Here is a 15,547-nt window from a genome sequence, read left to right as displayed (position 1 = left end):
GGAAGTTAAAATGACTGAAGTTCCTTCGATTCGTGAATAAAAACTCCATGCTCATTACGGTTGGCGAAGGCAATCATGGCACGGGCCACCTTGGCCGCATCAATGGCCTTATACTTTTGCGGAATCAGCCAACCGAAAAGCTTATAAAAAACCTTAGCCGCATCCTCACCGGCCCGGTGCTCTTCGCGTGGCCCCAGGAGCAGGGACGGCCTGAAAATGTGCAGTGAAGTAAATCCGATTGTCTTGACAGCTTCTTCCACCTCTCCCTTCACTTTGTTATAGAATATGCGTGAGTGCTTATCAGCACCGAGTGCAGTAATCAGCAGGTAGTTCTGTGCGCCCTGATTACGGGTAAGTTTTGCCAGTTCAACGGGATATTCGAAATCTACTTTTCGGAATGCTTTCTCCGACCCCGCCCTGCGAATGGTCGTACCCAGGCAACAAAACACGGCATCGGCTTTCAGCACCTGATAGTTCTCGCTCAAGTGATCAAAATCCAGCACCAGGTTTTGCAGTTTCGGATGATTGACGGGTAATGGTGTACGACTGATGGCTTTAACCTGCGCATAGCCATCGTCCTCCAACAATAAGGCAAGCACCTGCTTTCCGACAAGTCCGGTTGAACCGGCTACCAGTGCAGTTCTCATGCTGCGCCAGATTTCATTTTCTCCCAGGCTAAAAACCGGTCAACTTCAACGGCTACCGAGTTATACACCCACATCAACACGGCAAAATCATCGCCAAGCCCAAGCACAGGTACGATATCAGGAACTACATCAAACGGGTTTAAAAAATAAATAAGGGCTGCCAACAGTGTAGCCATCGTTTTCCAGGGCACGAAACGGTATCGTCCGGAAACATAGGCTTTGGCCAGGCGCATGAATTGGTTTATTTTTTCCTTCATGGCATTTCCGTTGACTTTACTCCAATTGGTCTGGCTGATCTTTATCGAAACTTTAGTCAATAAAATAGCAATGCGTGTGTACTTATTCCGCAACACAGCCGCTTTTGCAAGTGCCGAAGTAAAAATTTGATTCATTCAGAAGCTTTGCTGGATTTCAGTTTTCAATTGTACCAGGGCATGGGCTATCGGGTCAGGCTTGGCCATAAAGCGCTCAAAAATTTTCTTAGACAGATCAAGACTGGTGGAATCCGGTTTCATTTCAGTAGCCGCGTCATTAATGGTAACAACCAGATCCTCCTTTGCGTTCCTGATCAAATCCCAAACTGCTTCGCTCATAAATACCTGCTGCGAAACATTGTGATTATACTCATTGCGGATTTCACTCAGCAACATCTGGTGGAAGTCGCGCGCGGGAATCATGCCCTGGTTAAGTCGCACTAAAAGATTCTGCGGGCTGATGCGTTCCAGGAAAAGGCACATCCGCTCATAGGCTTGTAACCGCAAGGGCAGCACTGTTTCAATACTGCGCCCGCGTATTTCGAGTTTTTTCAATTCAATCTCCTTGGCAAGGAAAGATCGCACCAGCAGGTAAGCCGCATATAAAACTACCGAGGCGGGTATCAGTATTTTTCCGAATTCAATAACTGCTTCCATCGTGAATGAATCTGATCTTATTCGTGTTTGAATTTAAACTAATTTTGCCGTCCATGATTGCCCACAAAGATGCACGATTTTAAGCCGATAACCATATCATCCAAAGCCGTTGAGGAGATCAGGAAGATCATGGAAAAAAAGGGCATTCCCGGTGATTACGGACTTCGGATAGGCGTACGGGGAAGCGGCTGCGGTGTTTCCCTGATGATTGGTTTTGATAAGAAAAAAGAAACCGACCTGGCTTACACCATTAGCGATATCCCGGTTTATGTGGACAAAAAGCATACGATGTTTCTAATCGGGAAGGAGGTTGACTTTTACGAAGGCGCTGAAGGCCGGGGTTTTACCTTTATTGATACACCGTCCTAGAGATACTAAAATCCAACTCGTTCCGGCTTTGACACATATTGTCAAACCGCTGTTCTATGTTCGTACCAACAAACGGACAAGAACCATGAGACCAGCCATTGCAAAGAACCCGGTAAAAAAGAAGAAGAATGTAACCGTAAAGCAACCCGAACTGCTTTTTATAATTGCCCCGCCCCCGCACATCTGCAGCGATGTGGCCGTGCTGAAAGATGACGTACACTACCTGATTGGGCACACATTTGCCGATCGGTTTTCAAAAGCCCATATTTCGTTATTCCGTTATGCGGATGAACACACGGATGACCTCATCAACTTTGTTGAGGAAAAAGCCAGAACTTTCCAGTCATTCAATGTATTCCTGAAAGACTTTGGTGTATTTCAACAGGGATCCGGCCGTTCCGTTTACATGGATATCGTAAACAAATATGCCATTCGGGAAATCTTTGAAAGTCTGGTAAAAGAAGATGCTGACTTCACGCCCCATATTTCCATTGCTAAAAATCTTTCGGATGCTGATTTTCTGAAATGCTGGCCTTACCTGAAAGGATTGAACTACAGCAACCAGCATTTTGTTTGCGACCGGGTTACCGTGCTGATTCGGCAGGAAAACAAGTGGGTACATTACAAAGACATTCCCTTCGGCTGCTAATCCGCAAGAATCAGGTTGAACCGGAAGCATCATCACCTCATATTTGGTCGTTGAAAAACAATACCTTTATGATGGTGAGCGGGCAAAACATCAACTATCAGCGCATTGAGCAGGCCATAATTTACCTGCAGGAAAATTTTCACCGCCAGCCCGAACTGGATGAAGTTGCCGAAAAAGTGCACATCAGTCCGTTTCATTTCCAGCGTTTGTTCAGCGAGTGGGCCGGTATCAGTCCGAAACGTTTTCTTCAGTTTCTTACCGTTGATTTCCTGAAGCAAAAAATACAGGAAACGCGAAACCTCCTTGACGCAGCCGAAGCAGCGGGGCTCTCCGGTCAATCGCGTGTTTACGATTTGTTTACTACACTTGAAGCAGTAACACCGCAACAATATAAAACAAGCGGAGCAGGCATAACCATTCAGTTTGGCTTTCACGAAACACCGTTCGGCTTGTGCCTGCTTGGTATAACCGAACGCGGCATCTGCTGGCTGGCTTTCTTAAATAAAAATGAGGAGAAAGAAGCCCTGGAAGCTTTGAAACATCATTGGCACAATTCTGAATTTCAACAAAATCAGGAACTGACACACACCTATATTACTAAGATTTTCACCCAATCCTTTACTAAAGGGAAAGAGGCCGGGGGTGAGAGCAAACTTCATTTATTCGTAAAAGGCACCAACTTCCAGGTGAAAGTGTGGGAGGCCTTGCTGCGGTTGCCCGAAGGAAGCGTAACTACCTACCAGGATATCGCAAAATCAATTCACAACCCAAATGCCTTGCAGGCGGTTGGATCAGCCGTGGGCGCCAACCACATTGCCTACCTCATCCCCTGTCACCGGGTAATCCGTAAAGAGGGCATACTCGGAGATTATCGGTGGAGTGCAATGCGAAAGAAAAGCATCATCGGGTGGGAAATGGCGCGGGCATCAGGGTAGTAAGTCGTTATTGTTTATCAAAAATGTCCTTCGCTTAGCTCAGACCAACAAAGCTTCTGCTATGCTGAGCCACGCCCTTGCGTGGCGAAGCATCTTTTACTTTGCAACTACGGTAAGAGGTCCTTCGCCCAACTCAAGACAACCATTGTTTCTGCCATGCTGAGCCACGCCTAAACGTGGCGAAGCATCTCTTTCTTAGATTTTTTGACTCTCACCAAATAATCCTATTTTCGGGGCAACCCTTACTGCTGTTGAAATCAACTTCACTTAACACCCTCAAACGTATCTTCTTGCCCGGCATCATTCTCCAATCGGTATTGATTGGTGGCGGGTACGCCACCGGCCGCGAAATTGTGGAGTATGGCGGAAAGTTTGGCGCCAACGGCTGGTTAAGCGGCCTGGCAATTTTTGCCGGATTCTCCATCATGTCCATTCTGTCAATGGAAGCCTGCCGGCAATGGAAAGTTTACGACTATAAATCGCTATTGAAGAAAATGATCGGCAGAGGCTGGATTGTATACGAAGCCGTATACCTGTCGGGCTCCATTCTTATTATTGCCGTAATGGCCGCTGCAGCCGGAGAATTGCTGCACAACACGCTGGGAATTAATAACTGGTTTGGTATCAGCATCATTATAATTACCGTGGGCTTTCTCAATTACAAAGGCGATGAAACGATTGCGAAACTTGAAACTTTAGGAACGATAGCCTTGTTCATTACATACTTTCTTTTTGCAGCAAGTATTTTCAACACACGAGGTGAGGCGATTGCCGAAACCTTCAGGCAGTGGAACACTTCATTTACTGGAACAACAGCCTCTGTCGGAGTTGTTTTGACTACCGGCATTTTATATGTCGGTTATAACCTGGGAGTTTACCCAGCATCGTTCTTCACGTATCGGGCAATTGAAACCCGGAGGCAAAGTGTGGCAGCCGGGCTGCTTTCCGGACTACTGATGACGACCCCGTGGTTTTTGACCTACTTCGCCATGATGGCATTTTATGCTGAGCCTGAAATTTTGCAGTCTGCTGTACCCTGGCTGGCCATGCTTCAAAACTTTCCTCCGGCTTACATAATCCTGTTCAGTATTGTTGTGGGATGGACATTGATTGAAACAGCAACCGGTGTTATCCATGGTTTTATCGGCCGAATTGATGCAGAAGCTCAAAGCAAGGGGAGGCAATTAAAGAAAGGTCATAAGGCGCTGATTTCACTTACCGCACTGATTGCCGCCTTATTTCTTTCACAGGTTGGTATTATTGATTTAGTGGCAAAAGGGTACACCCTGCTGGCCTATGGCCTGATTGCCGTATATGCGCTCCCGTTGTTGGCCTACTCGCCATGGTTGTTTAAATCAAATCAGGTTGTTGGCGACTGATGTGACCCGTTCTTCTTTGGTTTGCGCTCCAATCCCAACACCATCTCATACGCTTCTTTATAGTGTTTGATTAAATTTTGCCAGTCGAAAACAGCCGAATTATTCTCCACATTATTTCGCTGCATAATACGCTCGCGCCTGGTTTGTTTCAAAAAATTATAGATCACCGTGGCCAACTGGTTAGCCGACCAGTCGAACGATCGCTTGCCGCGCTCAATGACATATAACCCCGATTGCTCATGGTTGGGCAGGTTATGCAACAGGTAATCGCCAAACCCGCTCAGGTCGCTTGTAATGGCGGGCACACCACTGGCCATGCACTCCAACGGTGTGTAACCCCATGGCTCGTAGTAACTGGGAAAAATGCCGAGGTGGCAACCGCGTACAAACTGGCTGTATTCAATGCCAAATAATGGGTTTGTTGTAGTTATGAAATCAGGATGATATACCACCTTAACCTTATCGGTTGGATGATTGAGTAAATTTTTGGTGTACAGAAATTTCAGAATATCATCATTCTGTTCGTCAACCAGTTTATGGGTAAATACCAGTGGCGGGTTTTTACTCTTCCACGACTGGATTGTTCTGCGGTAACGAAGTTTCCAATACTCATCCACAAACTTATTCAAATCGGGCAGGCGGTGATCCTGGCTGGTAGTTCCTGCATAAAACAACCGCTTGCCCACCTGCTTTTGAATGGCTTCGCAGGTTTGGCGGATTTCTTCCATTACCGCCCTCGACTGCAGTACCTCCGGCTTAATGCTGTAGTAATCGCGTTTAGTAACAAAAAACATCACCACAGTGAGGTCGGCATTTTCTTTTTTTAATTGGCGGTTCAATCGGTATAACGCTTCAAGTGTCAGGTCGAAACCTTTGTTCCGGTATTCATACCGGCCGGATGTAAAAAGGTAGATTGTTTTGTCCAAATCAAACGCATACGACTGGAAGAAATGCCCCATCACAAACTGGTGGATTTCTTCCTTGTAAATAGCATGCAGGTTTTGAAACTCATGCAGCGCCACAAAACGCTCGATGTTCAAACCATTCGGTAAAATCATTTCGGGCTTACGCTTAAGCAGGTGCTTGCATTCGCGCGCAGTCACTTCACTTACCGTGCTTAAAATATCAGCCGAGTTGGCACAGGCAAACTCAATCCGGGCCTCCGGTTCAATCCAGAATTTTTTAGCCTCTTCTTCCCAGTTAAAAAACGGCAGGTGAGCATAAAACTGCGGTGAATTAATGGCCAGGTGCCTGCCTAATTGGGTGGCGTGTGTTGTAAAAATCGTTTTAATCGGCAGCTTTTTCTTTTTGATGTCCAGAATTGGCAACCCCGCCATCCATTCGTGAAAATGAGCAATCAACGGCTGCTCATCACCAGCAAATGTTGAATAGGTTTCCAAAAACAAACTGGTGAGGTACGCAAAGGCAACAACCTGGTTCACCAGGGCGTGGTCTTCCGGTGTGCCGATACCGGATTCTTTCCACAGCAGGTACTTGATGGTGCGGAGCTGTTCAGCACTAATACTTTTTGGATTCAATAACACGACACGCGGGCGGCCGGTAATGAGCCACTCGGCATAGTAGGCTTCAATGCCCTGGTCGCGCAAATGTTGTACAGCCAGCCCAAACGCATCGCTGGCATCATCAAGGGGCTCAATTTCAGCTAACACATTCTGCGACAAAAAGGGCCCAACCATGCAATACGCTCCCGATTTGTTGGCCATCACAGCCGGAACTTTCGAACGGATTACCGTGTATATGCCGCCAACCTGGTTACAAACTTCCCAGGCTACTTCAATCAGCGTTGCCGGTGGAAATTGATTGGGGTTTGCTGGCTTAATCTTCTTTGGCATAAACAAAGTCAAAATGGCGTAAATCGGTTTTTAAATCTATTAATTAAATGACAAAAATTCTGATTTAGTCAATGGATTATGTTTTGAGGTGAGAAGTTCCGGAAAGTAAAAGACCATGAACTTCGAAAAATTCACCATTAAATCGCAGGAGGCCCTTCAGAAATCGGCTGAGATTGCTATGGGCATGCAGCAGCAGGCCATTGAGCCCGGGCATGTGCTGAAGGCTATTCTCGAAACCGATGAGAATGTAACGGGCTACCTGGTAAAGAAGCTGGCTATAAACCGAAATTTACTGGACACAAAACTGGAAGACCTGCTCAATTCCTACCCGCGGGTATCCGGGCAACAACCCTATTTATCCACTGCAACCAATGCGGTGCTTCAACAGGCCGAAAAGGAGTTGCGCGAATTCAAGGATGAGTACATCGCAGTTGAGCACCTGCTACTGGCCATTCTTTCAACAAAAGATAAAGCTGCCACCCTTCTGCGCGATGCCGGTTTTGAGCGTGCAACTCTAATAAAAGCCATAAAAGAATTGCGAGGCGGAACAAAAGTTACCGACCAGAATGCCGAAGCAAAATACAAGTCGCTGGAGCGTTACTCGAAAAACCTGAACGACCTTGCAAAACAGGGTAAAATCGATCCGGTTATCGGTCGTGATGAAGAAATCCGCAGGGTACTGCAGATTCTTTCGCGAAGAACCAAAAATAACCCTATCCTGCTGGGCGAACCCGGTGTTGGTAAAACCGCCATCGTGGAAGGCATGGCCCAGCGCATCGTTAATGGCGATGTACCCGAAAACCTGAAAGACAAAATCATTGTGTCGCTCGACATGGGCTTGCTGGTAGCCGGTGCCAAGTACAAAGGCGAATTTGAAGAACGCCTGAAGGCTGTAATAAAAGAAGTAACTGACTCTAACGGACAGATTATTCTCTTCATAGACGAAATACATACGTTGATTGGAGCCGGTGGCGGAGGCGAAGGCGCCATGGATGCCGCCAACCTGCTGAAGCCTGCCCTGGCAAGAGGTGAACTGCATGCCATCGGTGCAACTACGCTTAAAGAATACCAGAAGTACATCGAAAAAGACAAAGCACTGGAGCGCAGGTTCCAGGCTGTAATGGTTGATGAACCTTCGGTAGAAGACTCCATTTCAATCCTTCGCGGGATTAAGGATAAATACGAACTGCACCACGGTGTGCGGATTAAAGATGACGCGGTGATTTCAGCTGTTGAACTCTCCAGCCGCTACATCAGCGATCGGTTTCTGCCCGATAAGGCCATCGACCTGATGGATGAGGCTGCCTCTAAACTGCGCCTGGAAATGGATTCGCTACCCGAAGAACTTGATGAACTGAATCGCAAAATCATGCAATTGGAGATCGAGCGTGAGGCTATCCGCAGGGAAAAAGATAAAGAGAAAGAAGCCCAGCTCTCCAAAGAAATTGCCGAGCTTTCGGCCGAACGCAACTCCCTCAAGGCCAAGTGGGATAGCGAAAAGGAAGTCGTGCACGGCATTCAACAGATAAAAGAAAGCATTGACCGGCTGAAGTTCGAAGCCGAGCAGGCTGAAAAAGCCGGTGATTATGGTAAGGTGGCCGAAATCCGCTACGGAAAAATTACCGAAGCCGAAAAGAAACTAAATAACCTGCAAGCGAAAATGAAGGAGATGCAGGGGGAGAAATCCTTACTCAAAGAAGAGGTTGACAGTGAAGATATTGCTGAAGTAGTAGCCCGCTGGACGGGCATACCCGTATCGAAAATGCTGCAAAGCGAACGCGAAAAATTGCTGCACCTTGAAGAGGAACTGAGCAAACGCGTTGCCGGACAGGAAGAAGCCATCCGCGCCCTCAGCGATGCCGTGCGCAGAAGTAGGGCCGGGCTGCAGGACCCGAAACGGCCCATCGGTTCGTTTATCTTTATGGGCACCACCGGTGTAGGTAAAACCGAACTTTCAAAAGCCTTAGCCGAATACCTGTTTAATGACGAACACGCCATGGTACGCATTGATATGAGCGAGTACCAGGAGCGCCACAGTGTAAGCCGCCTGATAGGCGCCCCTCCGGGCTATGTAGGCTACGATGAAGGCGGGCAGCTAACAGAAGCCATCCGCAGAAAACCCTATTCGGTAATTCTGCTGGATGAAATCGAAAAGGCGCATCCCGATGTGTTTAACATTTTGCTACAGGTGCTGGATGACGGCCGGTTAACCGACAACAAGGGCCGTGTGGCTAATTTCAAAAACACCATTATTATTATGACGACCAACATCGGCTCGCACATCATCCAGGAAAATTTCGAAAAAATTACCGATGAAAATTATTTCGACATCCTGGAGACAACAAAAGATGAAGTTGTGGCGTTATTGAAGAAGTCGGTTCGGCCCGAATTTGTAAACCGCATTGACGAGATCATTATGTTCAGGCCGCTCAGCCGGAAGGACATCCGGCAAATCGTGGACATCCAGATTAACCTGGTGTGCAAGCGGCTGGAGGAAGGCGGTGTACGACTGGATGTGACGGATGCAGCCCGCAACCGGCTGGCCAAACTGGGTTACGACCCGCAATTTGGTGCCCGGCCGCTAAAGCGGGTGCTGCAACGGGAGATTTTAAACGAACTCTCCAAACAAATACTGGCCGGGAAAGTTCATAAGGATTCGGTAATTCTTGTGGATATAAAAAATGAAGTTGAGTTTGTTTTCGAGAACCTTGCGAACGCAGAAGTTGTTACTTGATTAGGTTTAAGGATTGGTTAATCTCCGTTTCCGGTTTTGCTTACTCAGCCAACAGAAGGCAAAATCGGAGGGCCCCTCGCGGAGAAGCCCCTGGGTTCTGTCCGGGGGATGAGGGTTTGGTTGGAGGGGCTTTATGCGAATGCCTCGCTCCCGCTCGGGACGAGGCATTTTGCTTAATTACTGGGGTGGGTTTGTGAATGCCCCGAATTGTTGCGCAAAAACTCATAGTATAGGCCCATAATCAAAAACTCGCGGCCTATTTCATCGGTTAGTTTGTAATCAAACTGGTACAGGTAGCCGGTAATTACTGATGTGGTGCGCGAAAACCGGTAATTCACCCCGGCAATCACCCGTATCCGTTCAAAATAAGGCTCATTATCAGTAAAAAAGATTTCACTGCTGCTTACCAGCTGTAACGGCTTGTGGTCTTTTTGAGTATGGCCTACCGGCACCGACATGCCGAAGCGGTACCGGTACCGGTTACGGTATCCTTTGTTGGTAAAACGCAGTTCCCACCGGTACCGATGCTCCAGGTTTACTTTACGCAACGGTTGCAGTAAGGTTACCTGTGGCCACAGGCGCCATTCTTCCTGGTTTTTTGGGCGTACAAAATTGCCCCCTTCGCCATAGGTTTGGTAGCTGCCGCCACCCAACGTCCATCGCAAAGAAGAGGTGGGCTGGTAGCTCACCGTTCCGGTTACCTCGTAATAGTGAAAATTGTTATAAAACTTCAAAGAGCGAAGCTGACCTTCAGCAGTCAGGCTCCACTGTTTGTTCAGGCTGTGTTTGAGATTCAGAATGTTCCAACTTCCCAAATCCTGACCGTTTACTGATGTAGCCACCAGTAGTAAAACAAGAACAATGGAAAAGCGAGTTGCTTTCAAATTACTAAAGATAATTCTGTAACCTAAGTGGCAATCAGGCTATGCGTTCCAATCCGAGACCGGGTTTGTCTGAACAATACATTATTCCATCTTTCAGAATAAAACCTCCGGTAACTTCATCTTTGGCCAGGTCAAGACTGCCGTCCAGGTCAATGTACCTGGTGTTGGCACAAGCAAAAGCTGCGTGCAACGCTGCCGTAATACTTACCGAACTTTCATCGTTGCAACCCCAAAACAAATCAATGCCATCATGCCGGGCAATATCGGCAATCTTTAACGCCTGGCTCACCCCGCCACACTTCATTAATTTAATATTGAAAATACCGGCCGCACGCGGAGGCTTGACCAGTTCAAGGGCATCAACCGGTGAAATGAGCGACTCATCGGCTGCAATTTTTTGCCTGATGTCTTCCGGTAATTGCTTCATCTCAGCAACGGCCTTGGCCGGCAACGGCTGTTCAATCAATTCTATTTCCAGGTGTTTTGTTTTGTTGTAAAACTCAATGGTTTGCCGGGTTGTATAACCCTGGTTGGCATCAATGCGAATAACAAAGTAGTTACCGAATCGCTCTCTTAGTTTTACAAGCCGCTCGATATCTTCATTCAAATCCTTTCCCAGTTTTACTTTAAGGATTTTGAAACCTTTTTGCTTATAATCCTCAGCTTCTTTCAGCGTTTCTTCAACATTTTTAATACCAATGGTGTTGGACGTAGGCATGGATTGAATCTTCTGCCCAAGGAATTTTACCAAGGGTACGCCCAAAAATTTTGTTAACGCATCATGCAGGGCTATATCCAGCGCAGCACGGGCAGCAGGATGCTTCGGAAATTTTTTCCATACCTCGTACGTTAGCTGGCCAAACTCCCTGATATCGCGGCCTATCAGAAACTCAACATTCTTTTCCTGTAATGCTTCCAGCGTTTGATTTAGATTTTCGCCCACTACGTATTCGCTGGGGTTGCCTGAGCCGATGCCCGTAATACCATTGGTCAGAATTATTTCAACAAATGCATTGCGCACCTCATCAACGGTTTTAAACGCAATCGTGTATGGCTTGGTATTGCCCAGGTCGGCACTCCAGATTTTAATGTCCTTTATTTTCATTCGTTTGAATATTTCTTAATCATCTTTTCAAAAAGAGGCACCAGTCGTTCTACTCCTTCTTCCAGCGGCAGCACAACCGGTATATTCAGTTCGGCTTCCGTTTGTTTGGCCCATTGCCGGGCATCAGGCTCGGTCATCTTCATGGTATTAACTGTAATAGCCACAGTAGGCGCCCCATAAATTTTTATCAGGCCAATTTCATCTTTTACGGCCGGGATGTAAGCCGGGTAGTACTCCATGTCTTTGTATTGCTTGCGCGATGGGTTGTGCTGGAGCACCACGGCATCGGCATCGGCCGAAACAATCCACTCGGCTCCGGCCGGGCCACTGGGATTGCGCAGGGAAGATTGTCCTTCAATAAAGATAATATCAGGCTTTTCATTTTGATAACATTCCCAAATGGCGTGCTCCATCTCTCCGGAAATGAAATCGTTTAATGTCGAATCAAAAATAAAACCATACCTGGCACCCTGCATCCAGCCGGTCTGGCCGGTGTAGATCATCTCGGCCTTAAAACCGGCCTTACGCATGGCCTGCATTAAGAAGCGCGTGGTGGTACGTTTTCCTAAAGCGCAATCCGTACCCAGCACGGCCACCTTTACACATTTTACTTCTTTAATTTTCCCGTTCCAGAAGTGCAGGTCTTTAAACTTTTTGGGTTTCCGTACATCTATCAGCTCAAGACCTTTGCTTCTTGCCAACGTTGCGAGGTCTTCATGATCCGACACGTAATCGTGCAGGCCGTTCACAATGCTCAGGTTGTTTTCGAGGGCTTCTTTCAGCATTACCTGCAGCGACTCGGGTATTACTCCGCCTTTGGTGGCCACCCCTATAATACAGTACCGGGCCTTGTCTTTAGTGGTCTTTACAAAGTCAGTAATGGTTGCATAAACGGGTATGTTCCTTTTTTTACCATCCAGCACCTCACCGGCATCTTTGCCGGCAAGCTTGTGATCAATTACTCCGATGATATTGAACCGTTCAGTTCCGCGAAGCAGGCCATGGGCGGTTTTTGCATTAATTGTATCAAGGTAGCCTCCGGTAATGATAATTGCATTGTCCATAATGAAAACCGAAAAATAAGCGCGAAAAATACGGTTTTTTGTCGTGATATGGAAGCCTGCCGTTGAATTTTACCTCCCGCCCTGCCTGGTAATTAGCTAACTTTGGCTGAAAAAAGAGGTTGTATGCGTCCGGCAGTTTTACTTGTGATGATTGTATTTGCCACAGGTGGTTACGGCCAGTCGGTAGTTGGTTACTGGCAGGTCATAAAACAAAGCATCTGCCTGGGAAACGAAATGGTACCTACATCCGAAACTGAAGAAGAATTATCACAGCAGATGGCCGCGCTTGCAGGCCCCACGCCCAGGGTCATTCAATTTAATACCGACAACACGGGGGAGCATAACTGGAAATCGGTTGGCAAAAAGAAGGCTGCCGTACGGGATAAATTTCTTTACAAAGTTGCCGATGACACAGTGTACCTGCTGGATAAAAAATCCAGGCTGATTACTGATACCTACATTATCCAGGTACTTACAGCCGAAAGCCTGGTGCTGGTTAATAAAAGCCGGCCCTGCGAACGAATAGAACTTGTGCGTGTTAAACAGCCATGATTGCTGCTACCGAAAAAAAAGATATCCGGAAACTCACGCTGGCTGAGTTAAAAGCGTTTTTTGTTGAACAAAACGAAAAACCCTTTCGGGCCAACCAGGTGTACGAATGGCTGTGGAAAAAATCAGCCAAAGATTTTGACCAGATGACCAACGTGTCGCTGGCCTTGCGCGAAAAAATGAAACAACATTTTACAATCAACCACATCCGGGTAGACACCATGCAACGCAGTGAAGACGGCACCATAAAAAATGCTGTTACCCTGCACGATGGCCTGGTGGTGGAATCGGTGCTTATTCCCACCAAAGAGCGCATCACTGCCTGTGTATCCTCGCAGGTGGGCTGCAGCCTCGATTGTAAATTCTGTGCCACCGCCCGGCTGAAACGAATGCGCAACCTGTCGGCCGATGAAATTTATGACCAGGTGGTGGCCATCCGCCAGCAGGCCGAATTGTTTTTTAACCGGCCACTCACCAACATTGTGTTTATGGGCATGGGCGAACCACTGCTCAATTATACAAATGTGATTGCAGCCATTGACAAAATAACTTCGCCCGAAGGACTAAACATGGCCTCCAGGCGGATTACACTTTCTACGGTTGGCATTGCTAAGATGATCAAGAAAATGGCGGATGATGACGTGAAGTTTAATCTGGCTGTTTCACTACACGATGCCATAAACAAAACGCGCTCATCGATTATGCCTATTAACGAAACCAACCCGCTCGAAGATTTGGCGGAAGCACTGACCTACTGGTACAAAAAAACCAAACAAAAAGTGACATATGAATACGTGGTGTGGAAAGGCGTGAACGATTCACCGGAACATGCCAGCGCACTGGTAAAATTCTGTAAGATTATTCCTTCAAAAGTAAACCTGATTGAATATAACCCCATTGATGACGGACATTTTCAGCAGGCATCGCCCGAAGCCGTAGCCATGTATCAAACCCTGCTATCCAAAAACGGCATTGTGGCCCGCATCCGCAAAAGCCGCGGAAAAGATATTGATGCCGCGTGCGGGCAACTGGCCAATAAAACTTAATTCTCTTATAATTCATCCTAATCCAATACTTTTTGCAACACGGTTGACGCGCATCTGTATCATATGGCTGGTGAGCCTGCTCGTGGTTACGGGCAGCCGGGCACAGTTGCTTTACCGGGGTATTGTGGTTGATTCGGTTACACTTGCCGCTTTGCCGGGGGCACACATCCGCATAAAAAATTCGGAAACCGGAACACGCACCAACGACAAGGGTGTGTTTTCGATTGTTGCTAAACCGGCCGACACGCTGGTCATCTCCATGATTGGATACAACCCGCTGGAGCTTTCGTTGCTGTTCGAAGAATCAGGTATTCTCATTCGCTTAACTGAAAAAGTAAACATACTCAATGAAGTAACGGTTACTGCTTCGCGCATTACTGAAATCACCCGAACGTACCGAGCCCCGCCAAAACCCCTTGAGGTTTCCGCACTAGGCAACCCTTTTGATTACTTCTCAAAGTGGCAACGTGAAAAACGAAAACTCCTAAAAGTGGTGGATGAAAACAACCGTACTTTCGTGTACGTGCAGGTAGTGAACGATCCGGAAGTGCGCGAACGGTTAATGGACGAATTCAATCTTACTGAACCTGAGTTTTATGCAATGCTGGCTGAGTTCAACAAACAAAGTGGCAACCTGGTGTACTCCACCGACAGCCGGCAAATCATTGAGGCCATTAAAAATTTCTTCTATCGATCAACCCGGTAGGCGGTTTCGTTTTACCTTTAGTCTATGAACCAGGAACAACATTTTCAGTCGTCAGAAAAAGTACGCGATTTCGTTATCGGCATGAGTGACGGACTTACCGTACCATTTGCGCTGGCCGCAGGGTTGAGTGGCGCAGTGGATAGCAATGCCATTGTTATTACAGCCGGGCTGGCTGAAATTGCTGCGGGCTCCATCGCCATGGGCCTGGGCGGCTACCTGGCCGGCCGCACCGAAATTGAACACTACGAATCAGAGGAACGCAGGGAATATGATGAGATTGAAAACCTGCACCATGTAGAAATTCAGGAAACGAAAGACATTTTTGCAGAGTACGGGCTGGACGATGAGTTGCAGGACAAAGTAGCACACGCCATTGCCAAGGATAAAAAGAAGTGGGTTGACTTTATGATGCGCTTTGAGTTGGGGTTAGATAAACCCGATAAAAACCGGGCTCATCAAAGCGCGTTCATCATCGGCATCTCTTACGTTATTGGTGGCTTAATTCCACTAACCGCTTACTTTTTTACCGATACCACCAAACAAGGATTGGTGTACTCCAGCATCATTACGCTGATATGCCTGGTGGTTTTCGGACTGGTAAAGAGTAAACTAACCGGTCAGCCTCTGTTTAAAGGCGCCCTGCGCGTTGCCCTGGTAGGGGCTGTTGCTGCTGCTGCAGCATTCGGGATAGCTTCGCTGATTGCCGTCTGAGACTG

General features: G+C 47.3%; 16 protein-coding genes. 9 read left to right on the top strand and 7 right to left on the bottom strand.

Going from position 1 to position 15,547, the window contains the following annotated elements; genetic code table 11:
• Window positions 1–5 precede the first annotated feature (5 nt).
• From HRU69_06975 to HRU69_06965, 3 genes are read right to left on the bottom strand one after another with little or no spacing between them, the layout of a single operon-like run.
• The gene (locus HRU69_06975; GenBank protein ID QOI97246.1) at window positions 6–647 is read right to left on the bottom strand and encodes an oxidoreductase; all 642 of its coding nucleotides are present in this window, start codon (window positions 645–647) and stop codon (window positions 6–8) included.
• Entirely contained in the window at window positions 644–1,039 is a 396-nt protein-coding gene (locus HRU69_06970; GenBank protein ID QOI97245.1) for a DUF1232 domain-containing protein, read from the bottom strand. The genes HRU69_06975 and HRU69_06970 overlap by 4 nt, the downstream gene beginning before the upstream one ends.
• Window positions 1,040–1,558 (bottom strand): hypothetical protein, encoded by a 519-nt coding sequence (locus HRU69_06965; protein ID QOI97244.1) that lies wholly within the window; start codon window positions 1,556–1,558, stop codon window positions 1,040–1,042.
• Between the two features lie 69 nt (window positions 1,559–1,627).
• Here HRU69_06965 and HRU69_06960 point away from each other — a divergent pair, with 69 nt between their 5' ends.
• The 4 genes from HRU69_06960 (at window position 1,628) to HRU69_06945 (ending at window position 4,890) form a co-directional block, all read left to right on the top strand.
• The gene (locus HRU69_06960) at window positions 1,628–1,927 is read left to right on the top strand and encodes an iron-sulfur cluster assembly accessory protein (protein QOI97243.1); all 300 of its coding nucleotides are present in this window, start codon (window positions 1,628–1,630) and stop codon (window positions 1,925–1,927) included.
• Between the two features lie 85 nt (window positions 1,928–2,012).
• Entirely contained in the window at window positions 2,013–2,576 is a 564-nt protein-coding gene (locus tag HRU69_06955; protein ID QOI97242.1) for a 2'-5' RNA ligase family protein, read from the top strand.
• Window positions 2,577–2,644: 68 nt separating this feature from the next.
• A complete protein-coding gene (locus HRU69_06950) occupies window positions 2,645–3,511 on the top strand; it encodes a methylated-DNA--[protein]-cysteine S-methyltransferase (GenBank protein ID QOI98851.1) in 867 nt (288 codons plus the stop codon).
• Between the two features lie 251 nt (window positions 3,512–3,762).
• Window positions 3,763–4,890, top strand: a complete 1,128-nt coding sequence (locus tag HRU69_06945) for a hypothetical protein (GenBank protein QOI97241.1) — start codon at window positions 3,763–3,765, stop codon at window positions 4,888–4,890.
• Here the strand turns inward: HRU69_06945 and HRU69_06940 are convergent.
• Window positions 4,872–6,743 carry a glycosyltransferase gene (locus HRU69_06940; GenBank protein QOI97240.1) on the bottom strand — a complete coding sequence of 624 codons (1,872 nt, stop codon included), beginning with the start codon at window positions 6,741–6,743 and terminating at the stop codon, window positions 4,872–4,874. The genes HRU69_06945 and HRU69_06940 overlap by 19 nt on opposite strands.
• Before the next feature lie 115 nt (window positions 6,744–6,858).
• Here HRU69_06940 and clpB point away from each other — a divergent pair, with 115 nt between their 5' ends.
• A complete protein-coding gene (gene clpB, locus HRU69_06935; GenBank protein QOI97239.1) occupies window positions 6,859–9,477 on the top strand; it encodes an ATP-dependent chaperone ClpB in 2,619 nt (872 codons plus the stop codon).
• A 173-nt stretch (window positions 9,478–9,650) separates the two neighbouring features.
• On the opposite strand, the gene HRU69_06930 is transcribed toward clpB, so the two are convergent.
• Genes HRU69_06930 through HRU69_06920 form a run of 3 tightly spaced genes read right to left on the bottom strand, consistent with a single transcriptional unit; the run spans window position 9,651 to window position 12,530 of the window.
• A complete protein-coding gene (locus HRU69_06930) occupies window positions 9,651–10,361 on the bottom strand; it encodes a DUF2490 domain-containing protein (GenBank protein QOI97238.1) in 711 nt (236 codons plus the stop codon).
• 34 nt (window positions 10,362–10,395) lie between these two features.
• Entirely contained in the window at window positions 10,396–11,466 is a 1,071-nt protein-coding gene (locus tag HRU69_06925; GenBank protein ID QOI97237.1) for a dipeptide epimerase, read from the bottom strand.
• Complete coding sequence (locus HRU69_06920; GenBank protein QOI97236.1) at window positions 11,463–12,530, bottom strand: DUF1611 domain-containing protein; 1,068 nt, start codon at window positions 12,528–12,530, stop codon at window positions 11,463–11,465. The genes HRU69_06925 and HRU69_06920 overlap by 4 nt, the downstream gene beginning before the upstream one ends.
• Window positions 12,531–12,653: 123 nt before the next feature.
• Between HRU69_06920 and HRU69_06915 the strand changes: the two genes are divergently transcribed.
• The 4 genes from HRU69_06915 (at window position 12,654) to HRU69_06900 (ending at window position 15,542) form a co-directional block, all read left to right on the top strand.
• Entirely contained in the window at window positions 12,654–13,082 is a 429-nt protein-coding gene (locus tag HRU69_06915) for a hypothetical protein (GenBank protein QOI97235.1), read from the top strand.
• The gene (rlmN, locus tag HRU69_06910) at window positions 13,082–14,125 is read left to right on the top strand and encodes a 23S rRNA (adenine(2503)-C(2))-methyltransferase RlmN (GenBank protein ID QOI98850.1); all 1,044 of its coding nucleotides are present in this window, start codon (window positions 13,082–13,084) and stop codon (window positions 14,123–14,125) included. Before HRU69_06915 ends, rlmN begins: the two co-directional genes overlap by 1 nt.
• A 70-nt stretch (window positions 14,126–14,195) precedes the next feature.
• Entirely contained in the window at window positions 14,196–14,831 is a 636-nt protein-coding gene (locus tag HRU69_06905; protein QOI97234.1) for a carboxypeptidase-like regulatory domain-containing protein, read from the top strand.
• A 24-nt stretch (window positions 14,832–14,855) separates the two neighbouring features.
• The gene (locus tag HRU69_06900) at window positions 14,856–15,542 is read left to right on the top strand and encodes a VIT1/CCC1 transporter family protein (GenBank protein ID QOI97233.1); all 687 of its coding nucleotides are present in this window, start codon (window positions 14,856–14,858) and stop codon (window positions 15,540–15,542) included.
• Window positions 15,543–15,547: the final 5 nt, after the last annotated feature.

The organism is Flammeovirgaceae bacterium (genome assembly GCA_015180985.1).
In the GTDB taxonomy this organism is placed as follows: Bacteria; Bacteroidota; Bacteroidia; order Cytophagales; family Cyclobacteriaceae; genus UBA2336.
This window is presented reverse-complemented; position numbering and strand designations above follow the sequence as displayed.